The sequence below is a fragment of the Micromonospora inaquosa genome (assembly GCF_003857055.1).
Classification (GTDB): domain Bacteria; phylum Actinomycetota; class Actinomycetes; order Mycobacteriales; family Micromonosporaceae; genus Micromonospora; species Micromonospora inaquosa.
In genome coordinates this window covers 1-5821 of the sequence record NZ_QGSZ01000061.1, presented here as the reverse complement: position 1 = coordinate 5821, position 5821 = coordinate 1, and the positions used below count along the sequence as shown (strand labels likewise).

The following is a 5821-nucleotide window of genomic DNA, read 5'->3' as shown; positions in this document are numbered from 1 at the left end:
GGCCCACCCCACACCCCCCGGTTGGGTCAGGGGGCTGGGGTCTCCGTGGACAGGGCCTCGGTCAGGTCGGTGCCGAGGAGGCCGATCTGCCACTCGCGGGCGTTGAGGCCGCGCAGGGTCTCCGCGACCGACTCCTCGGTGATCTCCTCCGGCGGGGTCCAGGCCAGCCGGCGGATCGAGTCCGGAGTGATCAGGTTTTCCGGCGGAAGATTGTGCTCACCGGCGATGCGGATCACGACCTCCCGGGAGCGGGCCAGCCGACCGGCCGCCACCGGGTCCCGTTCGGCCCACCGGTGCGGCGGGGGCGGGCCCTCCACGGCCGGCGAGACCGGCAGGGAATCGTCCGGCAGTTGCCGGGCGTCGTCGAGCGCGGCGAGCCAGGTGCGGGCCAGTCGACGCACCGACCGGCCACCGAAGCCGGGCAGGGTCAACAGCGTCTTCTCGTCCTTCGGATCCAGCTCGGCCGCGGCGATGATCGCCGAGTCGGGCAACACCCGACCGGGAGCGGCGTCCCGCCGGGCCGCGATCTGGTCCCGGGCGTACCACATCGAGCGGACCCGGGCCTGGGCCCGAGCCCCCCGCAGCCGGTGGATGCCCGAGGTGCGCCGCCACGGCTCCGCGCGGACCCGGGGCGGGCGCGCCCCGGTGCGGACCAGCGCGGCGAACTCCTCCGCCGCCCAGGCCGACTTGCCCTGCCGGGTCAACTCGGCGTCGAGCGCGTCCCGCAGGTCGGTCAGCAGCTCCACGTCGAGAGCGGCGTACGTCAGCCACGACTCGGGCAGCGGTCGGCTCGACCAGTCCGCCGCCGAGTGGTGCTTCTCCAGGGTGAACCCGAGCAACTGCTCGGTGAGCGCGGCCAGGCCGACGCGCTCGAAGCCGGCCAGCCGGGCCGCCAGTTCGGTGTCGAACAGTCGGCGTGGGCGCAGCCCCACCTCGGCCAGGCAGGGCAGATCCTGGCTGGCGGCGTGGAGGACCCACTCGGCCTCACCGATCACCGCGTCCAGCGCGCTGAGGTCGGGCAGCGGCAGCGGGTCGATCAGCGCTGTGCCCGCACCGGCCCGGCGCAGCTGCACCAGGTACGCGCGTTGGCTGTAGCGGTAGCCGGAAGCCCGTTCGGCGTCCAGGGCGACCGGGCCGGTGCCCGCCGCAAAGCGGGCCACGACCTCGGCAAGCTCGGCCGGGGCGGCCACCGGATCGGGGGTGCCGTCACGCGGGGCGATCAGCGGAACGGGCCCACCGTCGGCCGGGTCGGCCCCTTCGCCCGCCGGCTGCGGCTGGGCCGACGGCGGGTGCTGGGGTGCGTTTCCCGGAAGTTCCTCGGTGGGCCGACGGCGCAGGGGTGGTTCGTCGGTCACCTGCCAACCCTAGTGCGCGCGGAGATCGGGCGGGTGCAGCCGGTCCGGCGTGTGACAACCAGGTGTCCGCAAAGTGTCCTGCCGAATGCCGAACATCAGGCTGCGCCGGCGGGGCGACGGTCGGCGAGGGCGGTTACGCCGGGTGGCGGGAGGCCGGCGGTGGAGGCGAGGAGGACGCACCAGCCGAGCAGGTGCGGGGTCAGGTCGTCGTCGATCGGCGTCCAGGAGGCGCGGATCTCGATGTCGCCGATGGTCGGCGGCCCGGCGAGATCGCCGAACCGGGTCGACATGGTCTGCGTCACCGTCCCGCCGATCGCCCGGTAGCCGGCGTCCTGGGCGTCCAACGCGTCGGTCAGCCACGTCCAGCCCACCCCGGGCAGCAGCGGGTCGGCGGCCAGGTCGACCTCCAACTCGGCGGTCACGTAGGTGACCAGCCGCAGGGTGCCCTGCCACGCCTCGTGCCCGACCGGGTTGTGCAGCAGGATCAGCCGGCCGGTCGCCACCTCGTCGTCGTCGCGCAGCACGGTCGCGGAGAGCGCGAACGTGTACGGGGCCAGCCGCTGGGGTGCGCCGACCTCCTCCAGGGTGATCTCCGGCCGGGGGGCGGCCGACCGCAGCCCGGCGACCGCGCGGGCGAACGTCTCCGGGAGCGCGATCGGGGGGGCCATGTTGGCAGCCTATGCCGCCGCCCGCCCCCCGCTTCGACGGCGCGCCGACGCTCACCGAGGGGCCAGTGCGTCGGCCCGGGGTAAGGAACGGTGCCCTTCCTCTCACCCCCACCCGGTTGGAGGTGGTGGGCGTGGCACGATTGCGGCGATGACCACGGACACCACGGGCACTGTCGCCCGAGACGGAGATTCCCGCCCCGGCGGACCGGCCGACTCGCCCTTCATTCGGGCCTGCCGACGTCGGCCCGTCCCGCACACCCCGGTCTGGTTCATGCGCCAGGCCGGCCGCTCCCTCCCGGAGTACCGGGAGATCCGGGCGAGCGTGCCGATGCTGGAGTCCTGCCGCCGCCCGGATCTGGTCACCGAGATCACCCTCCAGCCGGTGCGCCGGCACGGCGTGGACGCGGCCATCCTGTTCAGCGACATCGTGGTGCCCGTCGCCGCGGCCGGGATCGACCTGGACATCGTGCCGGGCACCGGCCCGGTCGTCGCCGAGCCGATCCGCACCGCCGCCGACGTGGAGCGGATCCGCCCGATCACCCGAGACGACGTCCCGTACGTGGACGAGGCCGTCCGGCAGTTGGTGGTCGAGCTGGGCGACACCCCGCTGATCGGCTTCGCCGGTGCGCCGTTCACGCTGGCCAGCTACCTGGTCGAGGGTGGGCCGTCCCGCACCCACGCGAAGACCAAGGCCCTGATGTACGGCGATCCCGAGCTGTGGCACGCGCTCTGCGCCCGGCTGGCCGAGGTGACGCTGGCCTTCCTGCGGGTGCAGATCGAGGCCGGGGTGTCCGCCGTGCAGCTGTTCGACTCGTGGGCCGGCGCGCTCTCCGAGGCCGACTACCGCCGTTTCGTGTTGCCGCACTCGACCGCCGTGCTGAGCGGGCTGGTCAACGACTGCTCCGGGTCGGGGCGCGGCGACAGACGCGCCGAACCGGAGCGGTCGCCCGCCGGCGTGCCCCGGATCCACTTCGGGGTGGGCACCGCCGAGCTGCTCGGCGCGATGGGCGAGGCCGGGGCGGACGTGGTCGGCGTCGACTGGCGTACCCCGCTGGACGTGGCCACCGGGCGGATCGGCGCGGACAAGGCGGTGCAGGGCAACCTGGACCCGTGCGTGCTGCTCGCGCCGTGGCCGGTGGTGGAGTCCGAGGTGCGCCGCATCCTGGAGCAGGGCCGGGCGGCCCCCGGGCACGTGTTCAACCTCGGCCACGGGGTGCTGCCGGAGACCGATCCGGAGGTGCTGACCCGGGTGGTCGCCCTGGTGCACGAGCTGTCCAGCCGCCGGGCCGACCAGGGCTGAGGCGGCAATGCGGCAGCCCTGGCGGGTGGCGGTGGTCGGCGGCGGGATCGCCGGGCTGGCCGCCGCGGTCCGCTTGCGCGACCGCGCACCGGCCGGCACCGAGATCACGGTGTACGAGCAGTCCGGCGCGCTGGGCGGCAAGCTGCGCACCGGGGAGCTGGCCGGTCAGCCGGTGGAGTTCGGCGCCGAGTCGTTCCTGATGCGCGACCCGACGGGCGCCGAGAGCGCGGCGGTGGCGTTGGCCCGCCGGCTCGGGCTGGCCGATCGGATCGTGCACCCCACGGTGGGGCAGGCCGCGCTGGTCATCGACGGAGGGCTGCGCCCCATCCCGGGCGGCACCCTGGTGGGCGTACCCGGGGATCTGGATCGGGTGGCCACCGTCGCCCGCCCGGCTGCGGACGCCGACGCCGACGCTGGTCGGCCGCTCGTCGGGCCCGACGCGGACGTCTCGGTGGGTGCGCTGGTCCGGTCCCGGTTCGGTGACGAAGTGGTCGAGCGACTGGTCGACCCGATGCTGGGCGGCGTGTACGCGGGCCGCGCCGACGATCTCTCCCTGGTCACGACGATGCCGGCGCTGGCCCGCACGGCCCGGGTGGAACACACCCTGGTCGGCGCGGTGCGGGCCGCGCAGGCCGCCGCGCCGCGTGCGCCCGGCGCCCCGGTCTTCGGCACCCTGGTCGGTGGGCTCAGCACCCTGGTCGAGGCGGCGGTGACGGCCAGCGGCGCGACGGTACGGCGGGACGCCGCAGTGCGTGAACTCACCCCGACCGCCACCGGTTGGCGGCTCACCGTCGGCCCCACGCGGGATCCTGAGCTGGTCGACGTGGACGCCGTGGTGTTGGCGGTGCCGGCGCGACCGGCGGCCCGGCTGCTCGCCGGCCCGGCTCCGGCGGCGGCGACGGCCGTCGGTGCGTTGGACTACGCGAGCGTCGCGCTGGTCACCATGGCGTTGCCGCAGCCACGGCTGCCCGAGCTGTCCGGCTTCCTGGTGCCGAGCACCGAGGGCCTGCTGATCAAGGCGGCGACCTTCTTCACCACCAAGTGGGGGCACCTGCGGCAACCGGACGGGTTGGCCCTGGTGCGCGCCTCGGTGGGCCGGTACGGCGAGGAGGCGCATCTCCAGCGCCCCGACGCGGACCTGGCGGCCACCGTGCACCGTGAGCTCTCGGCGGTGCTCGGCACCCCACTGCCCGCCCCGGTCGACGGGCACGTGCAGCGGTGGGGCGGGGCCCTGCCGCAGTACGCGCCGGGGCACGCCAACCGGCTCGCCGCCGCGCGGACGGCGTTGCGGGCCGAGCACCCCACAGTGGTCCTCGCCGGCGCCGGCTACGACGGCGTCGGCATCCCGGTCTGCGTCCGCTCCGGCGAGACGGCGGCCGAGGAGATCATCACAGCACTGGGAGGATCGGCGAGATGACCGAGCAGACCAACGCGGCCCGGTTGCGGGAGCTGAACGAGAGCATCCGCTACACCATGTGGTCGGTGTTCCGGGCCAGTTCCCCGCTGCCGTCGCTGCGGGACAACGTCACCGGCGAGGTGGTGTCCCTCTTCGACGAGCTGGCCGGCAAGGACGTCGTGGTCCGGGGCGTGTACGACGTCTCCGGGCTGCGCGCCGACGCGGACGTGATGATCTGGTGGCACTCCGCGTCCAGCGACGCGTTGCAGGACGCGTACCTGCGGTTCCGCCGCACCACGCTGGGGCGGGCGTTGACCCCGGTGTGGTCGCAGATGGCCCTGCACCGGCCGGCGGAGTTCAACAAGAGCCACATCCCGGCGTTCCTGGCCGGCGAGGAGGCGCGCTCCTACATCTGTGTGTACCCGTTCGTCCGCTCCTACGAGTGGTACCTGCTGCCCGACGCGGAGCGGCGCGAGATGCTGGCCGAGCACGGGAAGTTGGCCCGCGGCTACCCGGACGTGCGGGCCAACACGGTCGCCTCGTTCGCGCTCGGTGACTACGAGTGGATGCTCGCCTTCGAGGGCGACGAACTGCACCGGATCGTCGACCTGATGCGGGACCTGCGCGCCTCCGGCGCCCGCCGGCACGTCCGCGAAGAGGTCCCCTTCTACACCGGCCGCCGCCGCTCGGTGGCCGAGATCGTCAACTGCCTGGTCTGACGCCCGCCGGCCGGCGCCGCACCCCCGCCCGGGTGCGGCGCCGGACGGGGGTCAACTGGTCGCCGTGCAGGAGACCAGTGGAACCGGGTTGCTGCCGTTCCACGAGCCGAGGAAACCGAACGTGGTGCTCGCTCCGGCGGCGAGGGTGCCGTTGTGGGCGGCGTTGCGTGCGGTGACCAGCGTGCCGTTGGTGCTGATCGTCGTGTTCCACGACGACGTGACCTGCTGGCCGTTGCCGTAGTTCCAGCTCACCGACCAGCCCCGGGTGGGTGAACCGCCCGCGGTCACCTTCACGTCGGCCTGGAAGCCACCGGACCACTGACCGGTGACCTGGTACGTCGCCGTGCAGGCACCTGCCGGCGGCGGGGTGGTCGGCGGCGTCG

General features: G+C 74.4%; 6 protein-coding genes. 3 read left to right on the top strand and 3 right to left on the bottom strand.

The annotated features are described in order from the left end of the window. Positions 1-26: 26 nt before the first annotated feature. Together DLJ59_RS00805 and DLJ59_RS00800 are read right to left on the bottom strand one after the other, a co-directional pair. Positions 27-1355 carry a ribonuclease D gene (locus DLJ59_RS00805; RefSeq protein WP_124770607.1) on the bottom strand — a complete coding sequence of 443 codons (1329 nt, stop codon included), beginning with the start codon at positions 1353-1355 and terminating at the stop codon, positions 27-29. A 95-nt stretch (positions 1356-1450) separates the two neighbouring features. Further along, the gene (locus tag DLJ59_RS00800) at positions 1451-2023 is read right to left on the bottom strand and encodes a DUF3000 domain-containing protein (protein ID WP_124770606.1); all 573 of its coding nucleotides are present in this window, start codon (positions 2021-2023) and stop codon (positions 1451-1453) included. A gap of 148 nt (positions 2024-2171) precedes the next feature. Between DLJ59_RS00800 and hemE the strand changes: the two genes are divergently transcribed. The 3 genes from hemE to hemQ are packed head-to-tail and all read left to right on the top strand — an operon-like array spanning position 2172 to position 5438. Further along, complete coding sequence (gene hemE / locus DLJ59_RS00795; RefSeq protein ID WP_124770605.1) at positions 2172-3323, top strand: uroporphyrinogen decarboxylase; 1152 nt, start codon at positions 2172-2174, stop codon at positions 3321-3323. A gap of 7 nt (positions 3324-3330) precedes the next feature. Beyond that, positions 3331-4740, top strand: a complete 1410-nt coding sequence (hemG, locus tag DLJ59_RS00790; RefSeq protein ID WP_124770604.1) for a protoporphyrinogen oxidase — start codon at positions 3331-3333, stop codon at positions 4738-4740. Beyond that, on the top strand, positions 4737-5438 hold the full coding sequence (gene hemQ, locus DLJ59_RS00785; protein WP_124770603.1) for a hydrogen peroxide-dependent heme synthase: 702 nt from the start codon (positions 4737-4739) through the stop codon (positions 5436-5438). The genes hemG and hemQ overlap by 4 nt, the downstream gene beginning before the upstream one ends. Positions 5439-5489: 51 nt before the next feature. On the opposite strand, the gene DLJ59_RS00780 is transcribed toward hemQ, so the two are convergent. Continuing rightward, on the bottom strand, positions 5490-5821 hold a 332-nt coding region (locus tag DLJ59_RS00780), incomplete at its 5' end, for a cellulose binding domain-containing protein (protein ID WP_208648511.1).